Source organism: Lysinibacillus sp. NPDC093197, assembly GCF_044754025.1.
Classification (GTDB): domain Bacteria; phylum Bacillota; class Bacilli; order Bacillales_A; family Planococcaceae; genus Lysinibacillus.
The window spans coordinates 424,032-445,475 of the sequence record NZ_JBIVOH010000002.1 but is presented as its reverse complement, the minus strand read 5'-3'; the positions used below and the strand labels follow the sequence as shown (position 1 = coordinate 445,475).

The window sequence follows — 21,444 nt, the reverse complement described above, 5'->3', positions numbered from 1 at the left end:
AATGTATGGAACATGACGGGAATTATTTGAAATCCCCTGATTTACTTCCAGTGACACATCAACAAAGAAATATTGGAACATTCGGTTTTGCAGTTATTTGGATAGGAATGGCTATAGTATTAGCGGCTTTTGCCATTGGCGGTGCTGCTATTATTAGTTTACCTTTACCTATGGTAATTTTGGCTACGTTAATCGGTTCTTGTTTAATCGGTGTATTTATGACGTTAATTGGTGATATCGGGATAGAGCATGGCTTGTCTTTTCCTGTATATATGCGTGCTCCTTTCGGTACGTTTGGAACACATATACCGTCGTTAGTTCGAGGCGTGACAGCAGCCTGTTGGTTTGGTATAAACACATATTTCGGAGCAATGGCTATTAACGGTATTTTAAATTTACTATTTGATTTTAATAATTGGTTTTTATGCTTTCTTGTCTTTGCTGCCCTTCAGCTATTTAATACTTCATTAGGTATTAAATCAATTGAGCGGTTTGCAGATTTAGCGGCGCCGATTATAATATTGATTTCCTGTTGGATGTATATAACATTAGCTGATGCTGCCACAACTCAAGGAAAAGACGTTTGGTCTTGGGTTGAAACGCCAACTACAGGTGTAGCAGCTTTTACAGCATTTATGATTGTTATTATGGCGAATATGGGCTTCTGGGCTACATTAGCAGCCGATATGCCGTCCCTTTCTCGCTTCTTTAAAGCACCAAAAAATGAGCGCAATTGGTTTAAACGTAACAAAACGCAGCTAGTCGGCTCGTTAATTGTTATGCCTATTACGAATACGTTTATCGTTACAATCGGAGCAGTTTGTTATATGGCTGTCGCATCTGCTGATCCAATTAACGCATTACAGCAGAGCGCGAGCGGCTTTATTTTAGGGATACTTTTATTAATGATCGTTTTAGCACAATGGTCAACGAATACATCTGCTAATGTAATACCGGCAGCTACTATATTCTCAAATATTGGCGGGCCAAAAGTTCCGTTCTGGGTAGGCGTTGTCATTGCAGGGGTTATCGGAATCCTTGCACAGCCGTGGAGCTTGTTTGATGTTTTAGTGAACGCGCTATTAATTATAGGCGGTATATTAACAGCAATAGTCGGTATTTTATTCGCAGATTATTATTTGATTCGTAAACGACGTGTGAACGTAAAAGATTTGTATGAGTTAAATGGCCAATTCAAATATTTGAATGGCTTTAATTTAGCAGGTTTAATCGCTTGGATTATCGGTGGTGCAGTGGCAAATGTTTTTTCTGCGTATTCATCGTTAGTTGGATTCGGTGTAGGAGCGCTCGTTTACTATGTGTTAGCGAAGTATTGGTGGTTCAAAAAGTATCCACAAGCTGAAATAGAGGATCCAAGTGATGAAAAGTATTTAGGAATAACTGCTGGTCACAACTTGGATGAACTTTTTGGTCAAGAATTAGTGTCTCAGCCGGCAGCAAGTTCAGATGACGTTGAGACAGCAGATCAAGCTGATCCAATACTTGAAATAAAAGGTGCTGAGTAGAAAGTAAAAGAGGGGTGTGGATATGTCAGATTTCTTACAAAGTACGGAAGAAATAAAAAAGGTTGACGACTTTTTAGATAATGGCTTTAAAATCAAATATGTGTATGAAAACTTAAGTGGTATGTTTGTGGAGTTTGCTCGGCAGGATGAGGTAGTGCATTTGCAAATTCTTACCGCAGATGCGCGCAAATATTTTGCGGCAAAACTACAGGAACAAACATTGTTGCAATAATTCGATAAGACTTATAAATTGAAAAAATCCGCTGAACTTTCAGCGGATTTTATTTGTTGTAATCGGACAAAAAATTGTTTGAGTGCCTGTCACTTCCGTGGGCATTCTTATCCAGCAACTCACGCTTTTGCGATCTTGTTGCGTCTTACATTTCGTGCGTTCCCACAGAAGTCTAAATGAGTAGATAAAATTCAGAATTGTTTGAGTGCCTGTCACTCTAATTCATCGTGCTATGCTTCAGCCCGTATACAAAGTATATAATTAAGCCTAATATAAACCACAGTCCGCAAGCAATCCAAGTATGTACGGATAGCTGTGAAATTAAAAATAAACACATGAAGAATGACAAAATAGGTAACACAGGGAAGAATGGTACTTTAAAACCACCTGAAGGAATGTTTTTATTTTTTCTTAAATAAATGACACCAATTGAGACGATTGTGAAAGCTACGAGTGTTCCCATATTAACAAGCTCAGTAAGTTTTGATAAAGGAACGAAACCAGCACAGAAAGCAACGAGCACTGCGAATACCCAAGTATTTTTCACGGGTGTTTTGAATTTTGGACTTAGCTCTGCCATGCTTTTTGGCAGTAAACCATCACGACCTAGTGCATATAGTAAGCGTGTCCCTCCGTAGGACATAACAAGAATAACTGTCATCATTCCTAAAACTGCACCTAATGAAATGATACCAGCAATCCAATCTTGATGAACGAGCTGCATGACATAGCTTACAGGATCACTGACGTTTAGCTGCGTGTACGGCACCATGCCTGTTAGCACTAGTGAAACAACGACATAAAGAACAGTACATATTAATAGTGAACCAATTATTCCAATGGGCATATTCCGCTGAGGATTTTTTACTTCTTCAGCTGCTGATGAAACAGCATCAAATCCTAGGTAAGCGAAGAATACAAGTGCTGCGCCACCCAATACGCCGCTTACGCCAAATGGTAGAAATGGCTGCCAGTTTGTTGGCTCGACGTAAAATATACCAACGCCAATAAATAGTAAAATCACTGCAACTTTCAAGAACACCATAATGGAATTTAATCTTGTTGATTCTTTTATGCCAAGTGTTAAGAAAAATGCAGTAGCGAAAATTATGACAATTGCCGGTAAGTTAATATACGTACCAGCGGAGGGATTGAATGAACCCGAGATTGCAGTTGGCATCGAAATTTGGAAGCCAGCAAGTAAAGCACTTAAATAAGATGACCACCCTGTTGCAACGGCTGCAACGGCTAAGCCATACTCTAAAAGCAGCGCCCAGCCAACTAACCAAGCAACAATTTCCCCAAATACAATATATCCATATGTGTAGGCACTCCCAGTGACAGGTACACTCGATGAAAACTCAGAATAGCACATGCCAGCTAATGCACAAACGATAGCAGCTATGATAAATGAAAAAACAATTCCAGGTCCTGCGTGAGTGGCAGCAACTGTGCCAGGCAAGATGAAAATCCCTGTTCCAACAATAGCGCCAACGCCAAGCAATATAAGGTCAAAAGCGCCTAACGATTGTTTGAGCTGAATTGTTCCATCTTTTTTTAATAAATCAGCTATATTTTTTCTTCTAAATAATAAATTTCTCACATGTAAGCCTCTTTTTCATAGAAATATGTAAAAATATTATACTTTTTTGACTTTCAGGTCAATTGTTTTTGCTAATTTTCTGTTAAATTGGTGGAATTTTAAGAAATATTAAAATTAAATAAAAAATAATGGAATTATTTATGTGAAATAATAATTAAGAATATTCTGAAATAATTATTTGTATACATAAAATAATTTTTATTATTTATTTTAATTTTTATATTTGTAATGCAGTACGTCTCTTTATTTTAACAATGAATGATAAATCTCACATGGAGTTTTTACACTTATTCCTTGCTATAAGTGGATTTTAAGCGCCTTCAATTGTTTTGTATTAAAGCACATTACAACAAAGTTACAAGATAATACGCTTGCTGTTTTAATTCTACTATTAGCAAAAAATATGTTTTTCCTAAAAATACATTTGTATTTATCGGAAGAATTTATTATTATTTATAAAGTAAATTATCGAAGCAATATTAGTAGAAAGGGGCGTATACAAGTGGCAAAAAAAGAATTAAATAGAGGCTTGGAGGCACGACATATTCAAATGATTGCTCTTGGTGGTACCATAGGTGTAGGCCTATTTATGGGTTCTGCCAGTGCTATTCAATGGACTGGGCCATCCGTGCTCCTTGCATATGCTATATCAGGCATTTTTATATTTTTTATCATGCGTGCAATGGGTGAGATGCTTTATGTTGAGCCAAGTACGGGATCATTTGCAACATTCGGTTATAAATATATTCATCCATTAGCAGGTTATTTAACGGCATGGAGTAACTGGTTTCAGTGGGTTATCGTTGGGATGTCCGAAATTATCGCAGTCGGAACGTACATGCAGTATTGGTTCCCTGATTTGCCTGCGTGGATTCCTGGATTGATTGCCATGGTAATACTAGGTGTCGCCAACTTTGTTTCTGTTAAATCATTTGGGGAATTTGAGTTTTGGTTTGCGATGATAAAAATTGTCACGATTGTGCTAATGATTGTGGCGGGCTTTGGCCTAATCTTCTTTGGTATTGGCAATGGAGGCATTGCAATTGGTCTATCAAATCTTTGGGCTCACGGAGGCTTCTTTACTGGAGGATGGACAGGTTTCTTCTTTGCATTATCTTTAGTTGTTGCTGCTTACCAAGGAGTAGAGCTTATTGGGATTACAGCGGGAGAAGCAAAAAATCCTCAAACAACAATTACGAATGCGATACAAAGTATTATTTGGCGCATTTTAATTTTCTATATCGGTGCAATTTTCATTATTGTAACGGTTTATCCGTGGGATGAGTTAGGGACTATCGGCAGTCCGTTTGTTGCCACTTTCGCAAAAGTGGGTATTACTGCAGCGGCAGGTATCATTAACTTTGTCGTGATTACAGCAGCTATGAGTGGCTGTAATAGTGGAATTTATAGCGCTGGGCGCATGCTTTACACTCTTGCTATGAATGGTCAGGCACCTAAGTTTTTTGCAAAGCTTTCAAATAATGGTGTACCAATTCTAGGTACAGCTGGTGTGCTAGTTGGTTTAGTGGTTGGCGTTATTTTAAGCTACATTGCTCCAAAAAACCTATTTGTCTATGTTTATAGTGCTAGTGTACTGCCAGGGATGATTCCGTGGTTTGTCATTTTGATTAGTCAGATTCGTTTTAGAAAAATTAAAAGGTCGCAATTGGAAAATCACCCATTTAAAACTCCTTTTGCTCCTGTAACAAATTATGCTACAATTGCGTTTTTAATAATGGTACTCATCGGTATGTGGTTTAATGAGGATACACGAGTTTCATTAATTGTAGGGATTATTTTCCTTATTCTTATTACACTTAGCTATTATGTGTTCGGTATTGGGAAAAGTCGATCTGAAAATAAACATACAAAATAATAGAAAAGGATATATCTCTTACTCGAGATATATCCTTTTTTGTCATTACTAAAGAAACAATTAATACATATTTATTCAGAAAAAGGACAAACTACATGAATAATATGGTGATGGTTTATGCGAGGTACATATAAGCGTTAAATAGGGTGTGCCAATTTTAATAAGTCTTATAAGAGGGGAGAAATGACATGGAAGAAAAAAAACAGCAAGCAATTGAAAAAATAAAGGAAAAGATACAAGAAATTGATGATGTTGTTATTAAAGAGATGGTTACAGATGCAGGGATTGTCACGATTTTTTATTTCTCCTCTCTTATCGAGAAAATGACATTACAATCGATGGTTTTCATTCCGCTTGTGAATCATGTTAATCAAATATTTCAAGTATCAGAATCAGTTGACTTAGAAGATATAGATGTAATTATACAAAAATTAAATGCGGGTCAAACTTTATTATTTTTCCACAAACCTGCTTTATTACAGGTAATTGATACGTATAGTGCCCCTACACGTTCGATAACGAATACGGAAACGGAGTCAACAGTTATAGGGCCTCAAGATGCTTTTACAGAATCATTAGAGACCAATATTTCATTAGTAAAAAGACGAATCCAAAATCCGATGTTAAAAAATGAAACGCGCACTGTAGGAACCGAAACAAATATTAAAATTTCAATTTTGTACATGGACAATATCGTAAATAAAGAAAATTTAGACAGGCTACGAGAGCGAATTGATAATTTACAATATCCTTTTTTTACAGATATATCAGAGCTCAAGCAGCTGATTGAAGATAATCCGTTATCTCCTTTCCCGCAGCATTATATGAGCGTACGACCTGACAGTGTCAGTCAGTATCTTGTTGATGGAAGAATCGTTATTTTTATGGATAATAGCCAAGCAGCTATTGTTTGTCCGACATCCTTTTTCGAACTGTTTGTTTCTGTCGAAGATTATTATAACCGTTGGACAACGGCATCGTTGCTACGGATGCTTCGATTTTTCGGTTTTTTTATGACCATTATGATTACACCGATGTATATATCTGCTTTGACATTCCATCCTGAGATTTTACCATACGAGCTATTGTTAAACTTGCAGGAATCTAGAAGTAAAGTACCATTTCCACCACTAATAGAAGTTTTGTTTATAGAGCTAATTATTGAAGTGCTCCGCGAAGCTGGATCACGAATGCCTGCTAAAGTCGGGCAAACGATTGGTATCGTAGGAGGTATCGTTATTGGTACTGCGGCGGTTGAAGCTGGATTGCTTAGTAATATTTTAATTGTATTAGTTGCAACATCTGCCTTACTGTCATTCCTCCCACCAATCTTTTTATTGAGTAATACAAGTAGATTTATTCGTTATATTTTTATTTTATCAGCAGGGCTTTTTGGATTATACGGGTTAATGCTCGCATTTGCATGGCTATTTGCCCATTTATTACGATTAAATTCTTTAGGTACACCATATATGACTCCAGTTGTTCCTCGTAAAGCGAGAGATTTATTCGATGGTATTATTCGCTTTCCAATAAAATATTTAAACGAAAAGAAAGGTATTTCTAGAGCGCAAAAAAAATAAAAGCTGTTACAGAATTTGAGGTGGTTTAAGTTGAGTACAGATAAGAGCAAGAGGAAGCTATTAAATCCATATCATGTAGTTTTTTTGGCACAAAGCGTAATGATCGGTACTGGCATTCTCTCACTACCTCAGCAACTTAGTTCTTTAGGATATAGCCAGGCATTTATGCCACTACTTTTTGGCGTTATTGCGAGTGTTACACTTTACCCAATGATTTGGATTAATTCAAAATATCCAAACGAAAACCTTTTCCGTATAAATGAAATTCTACTCGGTAAGTGGTTAGGGAAATTTATCAACCTTTTTTTCGTTATTCAATTTATTATTTTTATTGCTGGGATTATTAGTAATTATATGCATCTCATTCAAAGTACTGCGCTTCAAGAGCAAACAATTACTGGACCTGTTTTGTGTTTTTTATTATTGCTTGTTTACATTGTTAGTGGAGGCATTAAATCTATTGCGAGATTTTGTATATTGACCTTTTTTCTAACGATTGGAATGGTATATTTTACACATTGGGCATTTGAAAAGGGCGATTTTAGTCATTTTCTACCTTTATATAATTTTTTTAGTGTGCACGACTTTTATGAAGCGATAAAAAGAGGTTATTTATCGATTTTAGGCTACGAGTTAATCATGTTTTATTTTCCTTACATTGTCGATCAAAAAAAAGCATACCGGCATACGTTAATAGGCATTTGGATAAGTATCCTAATTTGTTTTATCACAACAGCGATTAGTGTGATGTACTATTCTGAATGGCAGTTGGAAAATGTTGAATTCTCAGTATTAAATTTATTTAAAGCTGGAGAGTTTTCTTTTATTGAAAGGATTGATATTTTCGGCATTACATTATGGGTATTTTTAATATTATCTACGGTGGCTGCTTATTTATGGTGTGCGAAAAAAGGTGTAGATTCTTTACTATCTAAAAAAAGTAATGCTTATTTATATATTTTAGCAATAATTATTTTCTTTGTTGTTAAAATGCCTTTTTCAAGAGATTTTCAAGAAAAATTATTTTATGGTGCAAACTATGTTGCCTATATGTTAATTTTATGGCCCATTTTATTAATTATGGTTTATGCACTTCGAAAAAAGAAGCAGGTGCAATTATGAGCAAAAAACTTCTTTGTCTTATGCTTTTTTTACAGCTTTTATTTTTGGTTGCTTGTTCAGAACGAGAAAAAAAAGTACCACTTGAAGATGTCGGTATGGTTGGTATTATCGCCTTTGATTATATAGATAAGGACAGTATGAAACTAACCGTCGCAATTCCTCAATATTCACCTGAAGCACAACGGAGTACACAGACTTTTACGGTCGTCACGGACCTCGTCTCAAATGGTATTGTCGAAATAGAAAAGCTTTCAGACAAAAAAATTGTTTTTAATCAATTACGTGTAGTGTTGTTTAATGAGGAGTTTGCACGTCAGGGTAATGTGCGAAAAGTAATTCAACATTTATACCGAAATGCCGAAGTCGGTAATAAAGTACTTATTGCGATTGTGAAGGAAAAGGGAGAAGAAATGCTGAAATATAATTATCCTGATAAACCGAATATTAATTTTTATTTAAATGATTTATTGCAACCAAGCATTAACACAGCATTTAATCCTAACACAAACATTCACGATTTTATGTATACGATTACTAATCCTGTGTATGATCCTATTATTCCGTTTGTTGATAAAAACAGCGATAAAATTGAAATAAAAGGAATTGCCGTCTTTAAAGGTAACCAAATGTTTGAATTAATAAATCCAAAAGAGGCACTTATTATTCAAGCAATACAAGGAAGAAAAAACCTTGCCCCATTGGATATTACTATGGAACAGGGACATGGCAAAGAAAAACTATTAATTGACTTAGTTGAAAATGATGTGCACATAAAGAGCAATAAAAGTATGACTTCACCCAAGCTCACTATATCAATCGAGATAAAAGGAACATTAAGTGAGTACAAAGGCGAAAGAGAAAATGATTTATTTACAACGGAAAGTTTAGCAGAATTAGAAAAAGATGTAAATAAGGAGTTAGAGCAAGATATTAAAAAGTTTTTAAATAAACTTAATGAATGGCAAGTAGATCCAAGTGGTATAAGTGAATATTTCCGAATGTACTATTACGGAAAATGGACCATTGAAAAGAAGAGGGAAATCGTTAGTAAAGTAGCAATCGATGTTCATGTGAAAACATCAATCATTAGTACAGGAACATTAAAATAATCCTCTTTCCATAAAGCAAGGAAATTAAGTTTAAAGCACTATTAGCCAATACAAATGAATGCTAAAAATAGCTAAGTAAAGGATGAGAATCCCCGATAAACAGATTGTGTATAGTTTTTGAAAACGAGTGCCGCTCAGTCTATAAACTAAATAGGATAGATAGGAAATGGATAATGACAGCATCATTTTCACTGTTAAAAACAACGCAGGGCTTGAAACCCATAAGAAGTTCATAATCGGGTTTAACTCTTCAATTTTATTGTGAAGTAACCCAAAGTGTGTCGCAATACCATCAAATATATTTAAAAACGAAATGACCAAGCTAAGTAAAATAATATATGAAATATGAATTATTATTCCTCCTATACAATAATGAACTTGAAAACCAAGGGACATGTTATATAGGATAGCCATTTTCTGTGCAGTTTAAAAAATGAGGATAAGTGAAAATACCATATAGAAGGAAAGGCAATTTATCATGATTAAAATTGTGATAAATTGCCTTTTGCATGTTAGTAGTATGAGGTCCTTATGATTTTTGCATAATAAAGCTCAAATGTCTGCCACACTTTTTATCTTGACGGTAGGAGAAACCTTCGTCACTAAGAAATGTGCACGTATTATCAATTGTAATTTGATGTGAAGGAATGCCTGCAAGCTCACACTGCTTTTTCACAGTTTGTTGGTTATCGATGTGATACTTATTTGTTTGAGCATTGTAATACATAAAATCATCCGCATAGCCTAGACGATTAAATTGTTCGTAGACATCGGCATCTACTTCAAATTTCTGTTGGCTAAGAGCCATGCCAATTTGCACGTGGAAATCTTGAGGGCTACATTGCTCTGTCTCTATTAAATGCCGGAAGAGTTTGACTGTCACTTCTTTGACTGTCCCTTGCCAGCCTGAATGAATAACACCGATAACACCATGACGATTATTATAAAAAATGACAGGTACACAATCAGCCGTAAAACTACAAAGCATTAAATCCTTTTCAAAAGTATAGAGCGCATCAGTGTTCGCAATGGCTGTATCTTGTCGCAGTGCCCCTAACCCTTTATCGGCTAACGTCGCTCGATGAAAATTAGCACTGTGTGTTTGTTGCGTACAAATAAAATCATTTACATCACAGTGTAAGGTTGCCGCTAAATTTTTTCGATTGATTACTACATCATCTGGGCTTGTGCAAACGTGTAGTGCCATATTGTTTTGTTCGAGTTCCGTACTATCTTTTAAGGTAGTTCCTGCTATGAACTGCTCATTGTTGTAATAAATTTTAGTTTTCATATCATCACCCCGTTTAACTATATCGAATTGAATTGCCAATGTATAGCTTATGCAACGTGCATCTTAACTTACAGGCTAATTGACTGGCGCGCTGTATTTTTAATTGTATAAAATTGTACCTCTTACAACTGACATAATAGATTCATTACTAGTCATACAGTAACAAAGAAGAGGTTGCATTCTATCAAGTAAATTTAAAAGGAGCGTGTTTATGAGTCAATATTATTTTCTATTTATTTGCCAATTAGGCATGGGACTATTTTGGATTTTGACATACATACTTATAATTAAACGAAGCTTTCAAGATGAGAAATATGGTATGCCAATGGTTGCAATATGTGCCAATATTTCATGGGAATTTATCTTTACATTTATTTATCCGCAAAATGATTTACAAGGTGTTATTTCGTTTATATGGTTTGTACTCGATCTTGTCATTATGTGGCAATATTTAATATACGGGCGCAATGAATATAAAAAAAAGATTTCATCAAAACTTTTTTATACTTCATTCCTATTTACACTTATCGTAAGCTTTTTAATAATTATTTCACTCTCGCAAGAACTACATGATATGGAAGGAAAATACACGGCGTTTGTACAAAATTTAATGATGTCTGGACTATTTATCGGTTTATTGCTCGGGAGGGGAAGTTTAGCCGGGCAATCGATGTCCATTGCGGTTTGTAAAATGATTGGGACGTTATTTGCTGCCGTCGGTTTCTTTATATATTTTAGAACCCCATTCATTACGATCACCTCTATGGCAACCTTAATGTACGATTTACTGTATATCGCTTTAGTTTATCGGCTATCGAGAAAATGAATTTAAACATGAAAATGGTACATCGGAAACATCTCGATATACCATTTTTTTATGGATATTTTTACATAGATAACTGGGTAGAGATAAGTATTTCCTGTTAAAAAAAGTATAATTATTTTGCAAAACGCAAAAAATTATAAAAGAAAACAATTTTTTATGTAACGTAAGTAGATGATCCACGTCTACTCCCATTGAATCACAATAAAAAAGGAGTTTTTAACATGAAAAAAACAATAATGATACTATTAACGGCTATGCTTGCCATAGTAATTTCGGCTTGCTCTGGAGATAAAGGGTCAACAATTGAAGTAAAACAGTCTGCAAAGGAAATGGCAGACCAAATGTTAGAAAAAGTAGAGCAACCTGTTTTAATGGAATTATCTGCAGAAGAATTAAAGGATCTATACAATATTGATGCGGCAAAGCTTGAGGATTATTCAGTACGAATCCCAATGATGAATGTTAAATCAAATGAAATTGCTATATTCAAAGTAAAGGACGCTAAGGATATCCCAGACATCGAAGCGGCAGTAAAACAACGTGCAGAAAATGTCCAAAAACTATTTGAACAATATTTACCAGATCAATACGAAAATGCTAAAAACTACAAACTAATTACAAAAGGAAATTATGTACTACTAGTGATTTCTGATAGTGCCGACGAGCTGATAAAAGTTTACGATAGCTTCTTCGAAACAAAATAGCACATGGTATTTAGTAGCCTGCTCTTTCTATTCGTATTTTTGCCAATAGTGCTAACGCTTTATTATTGCTCGCCTCGAAAAATTAGAAATTTAATTTTATTTTTAATGAGCTTAATTTTTTATGCATGGGGTGAACCAGTTTATATCGTTATTATGCTAGTGTCTACGCTGACAGATTATAGTTTCGGTTTGTTATTAGATAAGCCAAATATGTCATCAGTCAAAAGAAAGGGCATTGTTGTATGCTCTATTATCGTCAATTTAATGCTGTTATCTTATTTTAAATATGCAGATTTTCTTATTCACAATGTGAATGCGTTACTTGGCACGGATATTCCGTTAACTGAACTACCTTTGCCAATCGGCATATCCTTTTATACGTTCCAATCCATGTCTTATATTATCGACGTCTACAGGGGAACAGCTAAAGCACAGCGGAACTGGATTGATTTCGGTACGTTTGTCGCACTGTTCCCACAATTAGTCGCTGGCCCAATCGTGACATATAATACGATTGCCCAACAACTCCAGCATCGTGCAGAAAGTATAAGTATGTTTGCAGAAGGTGTGCAGCGCTTTGTTATTGGCTTAGCGAAAAAGGTGCTACTTGCAAATAATATAGGCTTACTTTGGGACACGATTTCTAGCTCGAATGTAGAAACTATGCCGATGTTGACCGCTTGGTTAGGAATTATTGCTTTTGCCTTCCAAATCTATTTTGATTTTAGCGGGTATTCTGATATGGCGATTGGACTTGGCTTAATGTTTGGTTTTCGATTTAATGAAAATTTTAACAAGCCATATATTGCCCAAAGCATTACTGACTTTTGGAGAAGGTGGCATATTTCACTAAGCAGCTGGTTCCGAGATTATGTATACATTCCACTTGGTGGCAATCGCAGAGGATTAGCTATACAAATGCGCAACATTTTAATCGTTTGGCTACTTACAGGCTTTTGGCATGGAGCGAGTTGGAATTTTATATGGTGGGGGCTGTATTTCGGCGTCATCCTTATTGTTGAAAAATGGTGGGGGCTATCATTACTTTCTCGCCTACCACGTTGGACAAGACATTTATACGCTATTTTCCTAATTTTAATTGGATGGGTATTGTTTGCTTTCGATCAACCCTCTTTAATAGGAGCCTATTTGGCTGCGATGTTCGGATTCAATGGGCAATCACTTTGGAATAATGACACGGGGTACTATTTTTATACGAATGTAGTGCTACTACTCGTGTTAATCATTGCCTCAATACCGATGAAATTATGGAAGAAAACGAGTGAGTTATCATTAGTCCAAATTGCTTGGTACGGCTTATTGTATTTTCTTTCTGTAGCTTATTTAGTCGACGCTACGTTTAATCCATTTTTATATTTTCGTTTTTAAGGAGGTAGCCAAATTTGAAGCAAAATGCAGAGCGATTATTAGTTTTTGGTTTTGTCGGTACGATGCTGTTCTTTGCTCTTCTATTTTTCATTTTGCCTCATCAGCGCTTCTCTGAACTGGAAAATAGATATTTACAAGGAGCACCACGTTTAACATGGGATGATGTATTGTCGAAAAAATATGCCGAGGAAGTGGAGCGTTTCGTCACAGACCATTTCCCATTTCGGGACAAATGGTTATGGTTGAAATCAGCCACAGAAAAAGGCCGCTTGCAACAAGAGAATAATGACATCTACCAAGGGAAAGACGGCTATTTATTCGACAAGTTTACAGAACCAGATAATACGAAAGTGCAACAAGATATAAATGCAGTAAAGCAATTCGCCTATAAGCATCCAAAAGTGAACATGACATTTTTGCTTGCACCGACATCAATTGGGCTTTATCCAGAGCGCTTACCGTGGTTAGCTCCAACGTATCCTCAAAAGAAAGTCAATCAATTAATAGAAGGGCAATTGCACAATGACTTAACGTTTATCAATGGTTTTGATTTTTTAGAGCCACATGCAACTGAAACCATTTACTACCGTACGGACCATCATTGGACGACATATGGAGCCTATTTAGCGTATGTTGCGTATGCAAAGCAAATGGGGTGGGAGCCTCTTTCACAGAGCGATTTTTTAATTAAAAACGTTAGCAATTCATTTCTTGGAAGCTATCATACTCGAAGTCAATTCACGAATGTAACGCCTGATCAAATTCAAGCTTATATTCCACGTAAGCAAGTAAAGACAGAGATGTATATCGCAGATTCTAATCAAACCTTCACTACAATGTACGATACAAGCTTTCTTAAGAAAAAGGATCAATATTCTTATTTCTTAGGAGGAGTACATGCGCTGATGAAGCTTACGACAAAGCTTGACCCACAGCAGATAGAACAACAGAAGCTTTTAGTCATCAAAGACTCTTATGCTCATAACGTCATTCCATTTTTGACAAATCATATCCCTGAAATACATGTCATCGACCTGCGCTACTATAACGGTAATATAACGCAGTATATGAATGAAAATGGTATTGAAGATGTTCTGCTGTTGTTTAATACAACAACCTTCGTTGAAGATACTGCCATTTCCAAAATAAATAAATAAGAAAAAGTGCCAAGAAAAAGTGCCAAGAAAAAGTGCCAGTCACTCAAACAATTAGAAGGTAACGATATGGATGGTGTCTTTGCAAAGTGTCAGGCACTCAAACAATTTTGAATAGCCAAGTAAAAATTCACGAAGACTCCTGTGGGAACACACGAAATGTAAGACGCAACAAACCGCGCATACGCGAGGGTTGCGGCTTACAACGTGCCCGCGGAAAGCGAAGTGGATTTTTACGCTTTAAAAAGCGGATATGATGCTAGGTGCATGCCTATGCGAGTGTCAGGCACTCAAACAATTAGGCATTCAAACAATTTATTTTCTATTTATTGGGTATTAAATGAATGAAAAGGTATTAATTCTACTAAAAATATTGTAGTAATATATTCCTGTTACAACTATATTTCAAATTTATTACTAAAAAGTTGAGAGAAAAGACCGTTATTCTGGCAATCTATTCGTCAATTATTTCAGATGTAATACAACTGTAAAAATCCTTCCAAATATTTAGTGATGAATTATGTTGCAAAACTATTTACCATGAAAATAGAGCAAAACAGGAAGGAATGAATTACATGTTTAAAAAAGTAAAAAAAGCCGCGATGGCATCCGTATTATCAGTATCATTATTAGTACCAATCAGCGCAATGGCAGCTGATTCATATACAGTAGTAGCAGGTGATTCTCTTTGGAAAATTGCCGTAAACACTCAAACAGGTGTACAGGAGCTAATTGATGCAAATCCTCAACTAGCAAATCCTGATCAAATTAACGTAGGACAAAAAATTAATATTCCAACAAATGAGCAAGCATCTGTAGAACAAGAAGTAGTTAAACTTGTCAATGCAGAACGAGCAAAAGCAGGACTTCCAGCATTAAAAGAAGATTGGGAGCTTTCAAGAGTAGCAAAATATAAATCTCAAGACATGCATGATAAAAACTACTTCGATCATACAAGTCCAACATATGGCACACCTTTTACAATGATGAAAAACTTCGGTATTACGTATAAATCAGCTGGAGAAAATATTGCCAAAGGTCAAAAATCAGCTACTGAAGTCGTAAATGCTTGGATGAATAGTGAAGGACATCGAGCAAATATTCTAAACAAAAGCTATACACATATTGGTGTAGGCTTTGTGAAAGATGGTAACTACTGGTCTCAAATGTTTATTCAAAAATAATAAAAAAGAACTGTTCCAACGTAATAGGAACAGTTCTTTTTTTTGTACATTAACTAGTTGCTCAATCTTCGTTGCACATTCATCTGCTACAATTTTAGCACCCATACTATTAAAATGAATTCCAAATAATGTTAAATGGAGTCCGCGCTTTTTAGAAAGTTGATTAATGCGAGAAGCTTTTTTATAAAAAAGCACATCCTTTAAGGAAATTAAACAGAAATATTCATTATTTCTCCAAAGATCCTTAAACAAAACTAAAAAGAGCAACTAACAACAATCAATAGCTGTCAGATGCTCATTTTCATATTTACTTTTTTGTGTGGAGGATTGCCTGTGTGCGGGATTTGACACCTAGTTTTTGATAAATAGTAGATAAATAAACGCGAACAGTTCCATCTGATAAATTCAGCATCTTCGCAATTTCTCGATTGGTGACACCATTGGCTAAAAGATCGAGCAATTCCATTTCACGTGGTGTCAATATTTCGTTACGAACGACACTTGTTGTGCAACTTTGAAGATAATTGAAATAATAATCTGGGTAAGGATTCCATTTTAATGCATACGACTCTAATTGAAAATATTGCTCTAGAAGGGGGAGTAGCTCCTTCTCATCTAATAACGTCCGAATATAATAATATTTTGCTGCTAATTGTAACATCTCATGTAAAATATCTAATGCGATAGAAGTATTTCCTAAACGATGTTGGCAAATAACCTCTAGCACTGTCGCTTCTATAATCGTTGCAATTTGCTCATCTTGCTGAGCCTTCGTTTTAACTTGAATAACAAAAGATAATGCATCGTTTAGCTCGCCCTTTAATAACAGTAAACGAGCATAAACTAGCTGCCAAAATGGTTGCTTCGTTTTTGTTGCCTGTAATAGCATCTCTGCATTTCGACTATCTCCATCAACTATAAAACAATAAGCTTGCATAATTTGAATGGAAGTTCGCCAATGTTTTTCCGAAACATCTTCTAATACTTGTGCTAGCATCGCACGGGCTGTATTTGCTTGTTGTTGATGTGTGTAAATTTTTGCTTTTAATAAATACATAGGAATAAATAAACCAGCATCTTGATGATGATGACCTAAACCAATGGCGATTTCAAGCTCCTTTTGAGCATATTCTATTAAACTTCGTTCGTATAAAGATTCAGCAGCGACCCCATAGCTAAATGCTGTAACATTTGCAGTTTGTAACGATGTTTCTCGAAAAAGTTTCCCAACAGCTTCGCCATCTTCCATTATTTGAAGTTTCCCTTTTGAGCCGATACTAGTGCGAGACAGTTTGTATTCAAAAATATTATAAGGAATCGGAACGTTATCCCAACGAGAAGGAGCAGGCCCTTTAGCAAGCAGATTGCGCATAATTTCTTCAACTAACTGTAAATTCCCACCAGAAGCGACAATAGCATATGCTTTAGCACTTTCATATATATACGCCATCGCAGCATGCTCTTCTTGCTCCATCCAATGTTCTACATGTTGTCGCATTTCAAGCTCCTCCATAAGGGAAGTAGCTATTTTTGTATCCATTGTTGTAATAGAAGTTAGGAAGCCGATAACAAGCATTTCATATGGAACGATATAGTGAGCACTCCGAAGTTGATGTAACCAGCGCATGTATGTTGTTGTTTGTCCGGAAGCGTAGAGCTGTACAAGATGTTCTGTTATCCATGAAGCTGCTTGTTCATATTGTTCATATTTAAGTGCTAGCTCAATGGCAGAATTATAATTTCCCTGCTTGTAAATAGAATGAGCAACTTCTTGGACAATCAATTGTACTTGCTGAACTGAATATTGTTTGTTTAGTTCTAATTGTAAAGCTTCAGCAAATAAATGATGGTAGCGGAAAACAGGCTTTTTTGATTGCAGACGAATGATAAATAGACCTTTTGCTTCTAAATTTTCTAACAATTCAAGGCTATTCGATTGCTTTGTGAGCTGGTCACATATAGCAGGTTCTAGCTCGTGCAGTAAAGATGTCTGTATGAGAAACTTTTGTGTTGTTGACGGAAGGTTTTGAATAATTTCTTGCCATAGAAACTCAGAAATAAACGGCTGCGCGATATGATCGAACGCGTCCACCTGTTGTTCATTCGCCAAGCGCGTTAACAATAATCCAGCTACCCATCCTTCCGTTTTGTCTAAAACATTTTGTAAATGTTGTTGATTTAGTGGAACTGCATGTTTGCAGGAAAAAAATTGCTTAGTTTCTTGCAACGTAAAGCGTAAATGATCCACATTGAATTCTTGTAGCCATTGTTTAACACGCCACTTAGCAGTAGGGAGTGCAAGTGCTGTCCGAGTCGCAATATATATATGTGCCTCAGAAGGTAAGTACTCTATGAACTGAGTCATAAGTTGATGAATTGCGGGATTATCAATTACATGATAATCATCTAATACAATATGTATTGGTTTTGCTAAAGCATTGAGTTCTTCCAAAAATGAATTAATAAAAAATTCAAGTGTTGCTAAGTCTTGAGCATGTAATAGTGGAGCAAGTATTTGATCTATATTGCATTGATAAGCTTTGGCAACGGCATGCACAGCATAAGTCCAATAACGAATCGGATCATTTTCAGCTGCATCAAGTGAAACCCAAGCCACAGCTTCCTTACTATTTTCAAACCAGCTGCTTAGTAAAGTTGTTTTCCCATAGCCTGCTGGAGCACGTAAAATCGTTACTTTTTTATAAGTATGAAGTCGTAAAAGATCAAATAATTGTTTTCGCTCAATTAAATCAGGTGCGTTGAGAGGAATCGTTAATTTAGAAGACAATAGTGTAGTAGGCATCTTTTCTACCTCCTTTTCAAAATTTAGGATAATGATGTAATTAATTTTACTACAAGCTTCAGCATTATTACGAATGTTAATAGTCCTAACCATAACTTTGTTCGTTGACTTTTTCTATATATATATAGTAGAAACATGCGACTTTACGACACAGTAAATGACGAACATTTAATTTTGAACAATTCATCACTCTACAAAAGCGAGCATCTACTCAATTTTTATGGAGAGTTTTCTAATCGGTTAGATTATGTAAAATGAATAAAAATTACACCACTATAGATTGGTTAGTTACCTAGTTCTCCATAGTTTATATACAATTATTTAAGCAACTACCAATAAAAATGCATGAAAAGAAACACACTATCCTTACTAGTCGAATAAGATGTTGCTGTAAGTAAGTTAGAGGTAGGTGTTTGAACTTGAAGAGATGGATGGCTGTACTTTGTTTAGGATGTACTATTGCTTTGGCTGGTTGTCAAGAAAAATTAGAGAACGAACAAATTGAAACTGACGATGTAAAGCAGCCAGTGACGTACACGGAGGACAAGGAGCAGGAAGCTGGACCTGTCGTGGTTGAAATTGTTGATCCGCAATCTTTGGAAATCATCCACACCATATCACCACAGGAACTAGGCTATGAAACAGACCCTGAATCGTATAAAAAGAAAATTGAACAATTTGCACAGCAGTTAGCAAGAGGAACAGATACAGTAGTTGGTTTAGATAAGCGAATGGTACTCGACAAATTGGATGATAATGGTGGGATTATTAAAGGCAGTCCATTGATGATTTTAAAAGAAAGTGAATTGGTTGAAAAGGTGCTAGCTGCATCTGCAACGGGGGGCAAGGTAGAAATGCCATTGTATATTACAGAAAGTGGCTATTATCTTGAAGACATACCGTATTTAGAGGATGTTGTTGTGGCTTCTTATTCAACATACTTTAATTCATCAGATGCAGGAAGAAACAAAAATATTGAACTTTCAGCAAAGGCCATCAATAATGTTATTGTTGGGAGCGGGGATACTTTTTCTTTTAATACTGTCGTTGGACCTAGAGATGAAGAAAACGGTTATCAGCCTGCACCTGAAATTATTAATAAAAAACTTGTCATGGGCATCGGTGGGGGGATATGCCAAACTTCCTCAACGTTGTTTAATGCAGTCGATCAATTACCTATAAAATTCGTCGAGCGACACCATCATTCATTAGATGTTGGCTACGTCCCAAAGGGTAGAGATGCAACGGTGTCGTACGGTGGATTAGATTTTAGGTTTCAAAACACGAGCGATGTACCATTTTTGATAAAGGTGACCTATGGAAAAGATTTTTTAACAGTAGAAGTGCGAACATCAGAAAAATACCAAGCGGTTTTAAAAAAGCTTACAACTCAATAGAAAGCTAATCACGTGGTTAGCTTTGACGACAGCAGGCATCAAGAAATTTAATCTTGCTGCCTGTTATTTAGTTATTGGAGTAGAGGACGGCGACTCCTTTACGCAAACAAATTGCAGCGAACCATATGCTGAGCGGAAAACGCTAGCCCGTAGCGGAAATAACAAATTAAATGAAAAAAAGTATGTAGACACTTTTGAAGAGGTGTCTTTTTTGCGAGTGCAAGGATATCTGAAATTTGTTACTTGCTTCAAATGATATTTAATATTTCTGCTGGAGAAAATACTTTGTAATCAGGCTCTTCGGATTGAATAACCTCTATTGCGTCATATCCCCAATCAACCCAAATAATTGGAATACCAACTTTTTTGCATGCGATGATATCACGTTGCTCATCACCAACATATAACACGTCTGATCTTTTGATGTTCGATTCTTTTAAATATTTTTTAATTACTTTATCCTTTCCAAATATACGGCTAGAGCACAGTACTTCGGAGACTTGGTCAATGCCATTCATGTTTAAAAATTCCAAAATATTGTCTTTTGAATTAGAGGAGATAATCGCGATTGTATAACCTTTGCTTTCAATTTCCTTTAAAACATCTTTCATACCATGAAATAGATGAACTTCTTTTAATGACTGTTGATATAATCGGTAAAATTGAGGAAGTATAATAGGTAGCTTGTGTAGGGGGAAGTTAAATAATTTACTTCGTTCAGTAATTGATATTTTTTTTAGCGAATCAATATCCTCTAACTGTACTGCCTTAAATTCATATTTTTTGGCGATTATGTTCCATACAGAGGCGAGCACTGCTGTGGAATCTGCAAGTGTTCCATCAAAATCAAATATTATATGTTTCATTGTATTTTTTCTCCTTTAAGTTGTAGTTGGATTTATCATTATTATTTAGATGTATGTTTTAAATACATATAATCATTCGTTCATAATGACATGAATACAGAAAAAAAGAAACAGATAATGAGTTTTTCGTGTAGAGGACCTTGTGCATACATATTTGCAAATATTAAAAAACTTGTAAGAGAAGAAATGCAATACAATTATTTAATCCAATTCATCTAAAATTTTTGTGATAGTTTGACTAATTTTTTTCTTATTAAATCCCATTACATAAGCTTCCATCATAACGTTTTTTATAGAAAGTTCAAAATTGTGTAGTTTAGATTCTTCTACTACCTGATTTGATCTAGCGACAACTTTTGCTTTTACTCGATTCTCCATCTTTATAATCCCTTTTTTCTCAAGTTCATGATAGCTTTTTGAAACTGTATGTATGTTTATTCCTATATCTTTCGCCATATTTCGAACAGAAGGAAGACTATCATTGTGTTGAATTTGGCCTTTTGCAATAAGTTCAATAATTTGATTTACGACTTGTTTATAAATTTGCAATTGGCTACTCGTATCTATCTTCATTTGTAACATCGTAACCCCCCATAAGAATAATGTCCTTTGCTTGGATTTCGTTTTTTTTTGAAGAAAAATGTAGTTAAACATGTGTTAGGGTAAATAAATTATTCGTTTTGATAATATTATCATTATAGATAATAATGAATGGTAACATAAAATGAATGCAATAAAAAGATGCAATTCCAAAAAATGTGTGTTATTGTTATCATTAT

The 21,444-nt window shown here is 35.4% G+C and carries 18 protein-coding genes; 12 read left to right on the top strand and 6 right to left on the bottom strand.

Annotation, left to right across the window (positions count from 1 at the left end; all coding sequences use genetic code 11):
• Positions 1 to 5 precede the first annotated feature (5 nt).
• Entirely contained in the window at positions 6 to 1,526 is a 1,521-nt protein-coding gene (locus ACIP9G_RS08065; protein ID WP_401018694.1) for an NCS1 family transporter, read from the top strand.
• A 22-nt stretch (positions 1,527 to 1,548) separates the two neighbouring features.
• Complete coding sequence (locus tag ACIP9G_RS08060; protein ID WP_340825154.1) at positions 1,549 to 1,758, top strand: hypothetical protein; 210 nt, start codon at positions 1,549 to 1,551, stop codon at positions 1,756 to 1,758.
• A gap of 217 nt (positions 1,759 to 1,975) precedes the next feature.
• On the opposite strand, the gene bcaP is transcribed toward ACIP9G_RS08060, so the two are convergent.
• Entirely contained in the window at positions 1,976 to 3,361 is a 1,386-nt protein-coding gene (gene bcaP / locus ACIP9G_RS08055) for a branched-chain amino acid transporter BcaP (protein WP_401018692.1), read from the bottom strand.
• A gap of 502 nt (positions 3,362 to 3,863) precedes the next feature.
• Here bcaP and ACIP9G_RS08050 point away from each other — a divergent pair.
• From ACIP9G_RS08050 to ACIP9G_RS08035, 4 genes are all read left to right on the top strand, one after another.
• A complete protein-coding gene (locus ACIP9G_RS08050) occupies positions 3,864 to 5,237 on the top strand; it encodes an amino acid permease (RefSeq protein ID WP_401018691.1) in 1,374 nt (457 codons plus the stop codon).
• A gap of 188 nt (positions 5,238 to 5,425) precedes the next feature.
• Entirely contained in the window at positions 5,426 to 6,820 is a 1,395-nt protein-coding gene (locus ACIP9G_RS08045) for a spore germination protein (protein ID WP_401018690.1), read from the top strand.
• 30 nt (positions 6,821 to 6,850) lie between these two features.
• Positions 6,851 to 7,942: a GerAB/ArcD/ProY family transporter gene (locus ACIP9G_RS08040; RefSeq protein WP_340825150.1), complete on the top strand. Its 1,092-nt coding sequence runs from the start codon at positions 6,851 to 6,853 to the stop codon at positions 7,940 to 7,942.
• Positions 7,939 to 9,051 carry a Ger(x)C family spore germination protein gene (locus ACIP9G_RS08035; RefSeq protein WP_401018688.1) on the top strand — a complete coding sequence of 371 codons (1,113 nt, stop codon included), beginning with the start codon at positions 7,939 to 7,941 and terminating at the stop codon, positions 9,049 to 9,051. Before ACIP9G_RS08040 ends, ACIP9G_RS08035 begins: the two co-directional genes overlap by 4 nt.
• 30 nt (positions 9,052 to 9,081) lie before the next feature.
• Here ACIP9G_RS08035 and ACIP9G_RS08030 read toward each other — a convergent pair whose 3' ends face one another.
• Both ACIP9G_RS08030 and pgeF read right to left on the bottom strand, forming a co-directional pair.
• On the bottom strand, positions 9,082 to 9,447 hold the full coding sequence (locus ACIP9G_RS08030) for a DUF5658 family protein (RefSeq protein WP_401019082.1): 366 nt from the start codon (positions 9,445 to 9,447) through the stop codon (positions 9,082 to 9,084).
• A gap of 133 nt (positions 9,448 to 9,580) precedes the next feature.
• Positions 9,581 to 10,342: a peptidoglycan editing factor PgeF gene (gene pgeF, locus ACIP9G_RS08025; RefSeq protein ID WP_401018686.1), complete on the bottom strand. Its 762-nt coding sequence runs from the start codon at positions 10,340 to 10,342 to the stop codon at positions 9,581 to 9,583.
• Positions 10,343 to 10,553: 211 nt separating this feature from the next.
• On the opposite strand from pgeF, the gene ACIP9G_RS08020 reads away from it, so the two are divergent.
• The 5 genes from ACIP9G_RS08020 to ACIP9G_RS08000 all read left to right on the top strand — a co-directional run bounded on the left by ACIP9G_RS08020 (position 10,554) and on the right by ACIP9G_RS08000 (position 15,599).
• On the top strand, positions 10,554 to 11,168 hold the full coding sequence (locus ACIP9G_RS08020) for a transmembrane-type terpene cyclase (RefSeq protein WP_340825145.1): 615 nt from the start codon (positions 10,554 to 10,556) through the stop codon (positions 11,166 to 11,168).
• A gap of 221 nt (positions 11,169 to 11,389) precedes the next feature.
• Positions 11,390 to 11,872, top strand: coding sequence for a DUF4358 domain-containing protein (locus tag ACIP9G_RS08015; RefSeq protein WP_340825144.1), 483 nt, complete (start codon positions 11,390 to 11,392; stop codon positions 11,870 to 11,872).
• Positions 11,873 to 11,875: 3 nt separating this feature from the next.
• Positions 11,876 to 13,261, top strand: coding sequence for an MBOAT family O-acyltransferase (locus ACIP9G_RS08010; protein WP_401018684.1), 1,386 nt, complete (start codon positions 11,876 to 11,878; stop codon positions 13,259 to 13,261).
• Between the two features lie 14 nt (positions 13,262 to 13,275).
• Positions 13,276 to 14,418, top strand: coding sequence for a DHHW family protein (locus tag ACIP9G_RS08005; protein ID WP_401018683.1), 1,143 nt, complete (start codon positions 13,276 to 13,278; stop codon positions 14,416 to 14,418).
• A gap of 572 nt (positions 14,419 to 14,990) precedes the next feature.
• Positions 14,991 to 15,599, top strand: coding sequence for a CAP domain-containing protein (locus ACIP9G_RS08000; RefSeq protein ID WP_401018681.1), 609 nt, complete (start codon positions 14,991 to 14,993; stop codon positions 15,597 to 15,599).
• A gap of 307 nt (positions 15,600 to 15,906) precedes the next feature.
• Here the strand turns inward: ACIP9G_RS08000 and ACIP9G_RS07995 are convergent, their stop codons facing one another.
• A complete protein-coding gene (locus tag ACIP9G_RS07995; RefSeq protein WP_401018679.1) occupies positions 15,907 to 18,402 on the bottom strand; it encodes a winged helix-turn-helix domain-containing protein in 2,496 nt (831 codons plus the stop codon).
• A 431-nt stretch (positions 18,403 to 18,833) separates the two neighbouring features.
• On the opposite strand from ACIP9G_RS07995, the gene ACIP9G_RS07990 reads away from it, so the two are divergent.
• Positions 18,834 to 19,799: a VanW family protein gene (locus ACIP9G_RS07990; RefSeq protein ID WP_401019081.1), complete on the top strand. Its 966-nt coding sequence runs from the start codon at positions 18,834 to 18,836 to the stop codon at positions 19,797 to 19,799.
• Positions 19,800 to 20,047: 248 nt separating this feature from the next.
• Here ACIP9G_RS07990 and ACIP9G_RS07985 read toward each other — a convergent pair whose 3' ends face one another.
• Entirely contained in the window at positions 20,048 to 20,665 is a 618-nt protein-coding gene (locus ACIP9G_RS07985; RefSeq protein WP_401018678.1) for an HAD-IA family hydrolase, read from the bottom strand.
• A gap of 201 nt (positions 20,666 to 20,866) precedes the next feature.
• Positions 20,867 to 21,247, bottom strand: a complete 381-nt coding sequence (locus ACIP9G_RS07980) for a GntR family transcriptional regulator (RefSeq protein ID WP_401018676.1) — start codon at positions 21,245 to 21,247, stop codon at positions 20,867 to 20,869.
• Between the last annotated feature and the right edge of the window lie 197 nt (positions 21,248 to 21,444).

What these genes read in the sequence shown, in the direction of transcription:
- ACIP9G_RS08015 (WP_340825144.1), top strand. Translation starts at nt 11,390, where the DNA reads ATGAAAAAAACAATAATGATACTATTAACGGCTATGCTTGCCATAGTA.
- ACIP9G_RS08030 (WP_401019082.1), bottom strand. Translation starts at nt 9,447, where the DNA reads ATGTCCCTTGGTTTTCAAGTTCATTATTGTATAGGAGGAATAATAATT.
- ACIP9G_RS08020 (WP_340825145.1), top strand. Translation starts at nt 10,554, where the DNA reads ATGAGTCAATATTATTTTCTATTTATTTGCCAATTAGGCATGGGACTA.
- ACIP9G_RS07990 (WP_401019081.1), top strand. Translation starts at nt 18,834, where the DNA reads ATGGCTGTACTTTGTTTAGGATGTACTATTGCTTTGGCTGGTTGTCAA.
- ACIP9G_RS08010 (WP_401018684.1), top strand. Translation starts at nt 11,876, where the DNA reads ATGGTATTTAGTAGCCTGCTCTTTCTATTCGTATTTTTGCCAATAGTG.
- ACIP9G_RS08045 (WP_401018690.1), top strand. Translation starts at nt 5,426, where the DNA reads ATGGAAGAAAAAAAACAGCAAGCAATTGAAAAAATAAAGGAAAAGATA.
- ACIP9G_RS07980 (WP_401018676.1), bottom strand. Translation starts at nt 21,247, where the DNA reads ATGTTACAAATGAAGATAGATACGAGTAGCCAATTGCAAATTTATAAA.
- ACIP9G_RS07985 (WP_401018678.1), bottom strand. Translation starts at nt 20,665, where the DNA reads ATGAAACATATAATATTTGATTTTGATGGAACACTTGCAGATTCCACA.
- ACIP9G_RS08065 (WP_401018694.1), top strand. Translation starts at nt 6, where the DNA reads ATGGAACATGACGGGAATTATTTGAAATCCCCTGATTTACTTCCAGTG.
- pgeF (WP_401018686.1), bottom strand. Translation starts at nt 10,342, where the DNA reads ATGAAAACTAAAATTTATTACAACAATGAGCAGTTCATAGCAGGAACT.
- ACIP9G_RS08000 (WP_401018681.1), top strand. Translation starts at nt 14,991, where the DNA reads ATGTTTAAAAAAGTAAAAAAAGCCGCGATGGCATCCGTATTATCAGTA.
- ACIP9G_RS07995 (WP_401018679.1), bottom strand. Translation starts at nt 18,402, where the DNA reads ATGCCTACTACACTATTGTCTTCTAAATTAACGATTCCTCTCAACGCA.
- ACIP9G_RS08060 (WP_340825154.1), top strand. Translation starts at nt 1,549, where the DNA reads ATGTCAGATTTCTTACAAAGTACGGAAGAAATAAAAAAGGTTGACGAC.
- ACIP9G_RS08035 (WP_401018688.1), top strand. Translation starts at nt 7,939, where the DNA reads ATGAGCAAAAAACTTCTTTGTCTTATGCTTTTTTTACAGCTTTTATTT.